The sequence below is a fragment of the Bacteroides caecigallinarum genome (genome assembly GCF_021530995.1).
Taxonomy (GTDB): Bacteria; Bacteroidota; Bacteroidia; order Bacteroidales; family Bacteroidaceae; genus Phocaeicola; species Phocaeicola faecigallinarum.
In genome coordinates this window covers 1-2184 of sequence record NZ_JADYTF010000211.1, presented here as the reverse complement: position 1 = coordinate 2184, position 2184 = coordinate 1, and the positions used below count along the sequence as shown (strand labels likewise).

At 44.3% G+C, this 2184-nt stretch carries 2 protein-coding genes; both read left to right on the top strand.

From position 1 onward, the window contains the following. Positions 1 to 283 precede the first annotated feature (283 nt). Positions 284 to 514: a hypothetical protein gene (locus I6E24_RS16040; RefSeq protein WP_072541418.1), complete on the top strand. Its 231-nt coding sequence runs from the start codon at positions 284 to 286 to the stop codon at positions 512 to 514. Between the two features lie 23 nt (positions 515 to 537). Beyond that, complete coding sequence (ltrA, locus tag I6E24_RS16035; RefSeq protein ID WP_235329691.1) at positions 538 to 2028, top strand: group II intron reverse transcriptase/maturase; 1491 nt, start codon at positions 538 to 540, stop codon at positions 2026 to 2028. Positions 2029 to 2184 lie beyond the last annotated feature (156 nt).

The window sequence follows — 2184 nt, the reverse complement described above, 5'->3', positions numbered from 1 at the left end:
GTAATTGTTCAGCATGATGTCTGAACCTGTTGTTCCGTCAACAGTAGCCTAAAGAGGCGTGCTTTACGAGTAATTGTTTGGTGCGAAGCCCTCTTGACAATATGGTTCTATGCAGAAATATCCAATGTATAGGCTGTTAGGCTGACCGATATGAGTAACAGATGTGAACCGCTGCACCATCGTAATAAAGAAATAGCTTACGGATATTAACAAGCTATAGCCAAAAGGCATGCAGTCAGGATAGTTCTCTGGTTTTTAGGACTACACGGATACAGCACTGCCGGTGGAAGGGCGGACTCTAAGTCGGTCGTCAGTTACTTGTACGGAACTTGGTAAGCCCGTATTTCTCCTGCCTATAGCTATACAGCAGGTAAGCCAATCGCAAGAGAAGCCTAATGAGGTGCGGGTAAAGGATTGCGGAGAAAGCGAACGCTTCCGTGTAATGCGGAGGATAGAGGTTTTAACGTCACCTCATGCGAAAGCAGGCAGACTTCCGCAGGGTAATTCTTTGTGAAACGATTGTAGAACTTTAACGAAATGAAGAAACAGCAAAGGAGCGAGGCGAAAGCCGAGTGTGCATCTTCAGCCAAGTATAACACTGCATGGAAAGACATTGACTTTCATAAGTGTGAGTGCAAGGTCAGAAAGCTGCAAGTCCGAATAGCAAAGGCTCATACAGAAAAGAGGTACAACAAGGTGAAAGCCTTGCAGCACCTCCTTGTCACTTCGTTTGAAGCCAAGGCATTGGCAGTAAGAAAAGTGACCTCCAATAAAGGCAAGCGCACGGCAGGGGTTGACCAAATAAAGTGGGACACCGATGCCAAGAAAATAGAAGCTATACGTTCTTTGACACGGAGAGGATATAAAGCCCTCCCATTGAAAAGGGTCAACATACCCAAGACGAACGGCAAGACAAGACCGTTGGGAATACCGACCATGAAAGACAGAGCCATGCAGGCACTGTACCTTATGGCATTGGAACCCATAACGGAGAGTGAAGCGGATGCAAACTCTTACGGATTCAGAAAGTTCAGAAGCACGGCAGATGCGATAGATGCACTCCACAGATGGCTAAGCAGGGATTGCTCTCCCGAATGGATATTGGAGGGAGACATAAAAGGCTGCTTCGACCATATCAGCCACGAATGGCTTCTCGATAACGTACGAATCGACAGGCAGATATTAAGGAAATGGCTTAAAAGTGGAGTTGTGTTCAACAAACTGCTTCAACCGACACTTGAAGGGACACCGCAGGGTGGTATCATATCACCGACACTTGCAAATGCAACTCTGGACGGCATGGAAAGAATGCTCAAAGAGAAGTACAAGGCAAATTATGTCAATGGAAAACTGTACTGTCCCAAAGTCAATCTTGTAAGATATGCGGACGACTTCATTGTCACAGCCGATAAAAGGGAAACATTACTTGAAATAAAGGAAATGTTGACAGCCTTTTTAAAGGAAAGAGGGCTTACACTATCCGAGGAGAAGACACTGATAACACACATCAGTGAAGGATTTGACTTTTTAGGGTTCAATGTACGGAAGTACAACGGAACATTGTTAATAAAGCCGTCAAAGAAAAGTCAGAAACGCTTCACTGACAAGCTGCATGAGGTTGTGCTGACCAAAGGTAAGTCACTATCCCAGCAGGAGTTGATAGAGAAACTCAATCCTATAATAAGGGGATGGGGCAACTACTACAGCCATGTGGTATCAAAGGAGGTGTTCTGCCGATGCGACCATATCTTAATAAACCAGCTTAAAAGATGGTCATATAACAGACATACCAACAAGTCAAGGGAATGGATAAGGAAGAAGTATTTTATCCATGAAGGTGGCAGAAATTGGATTTTCGGATTTGTATATGAATGTGGAGGAATAAAGGAGAAGTTCACATTACAACAACTGACTGAGATTCCAATCAAGCGACACATAAAGATAAAATGCGAAGCCAATCCGTTTGACCCAGTATGGGACGAATACTTCGAAAGGCGGAAACTCAAAAGTGCCCGTCTGCGTGCGTGAAGAAAACTTTATCGGAAACAAGTCATCGAAAGATGATTACGAGCCGATTTAATTTTATGAGAATTAAATTTAGAATTATCGGAGCTGTATGCGGTGAAAGTCGCACGTACAGTTCTTAATGGGGAAAGCGGCAGCAATGCCGCCGACCTACATAAC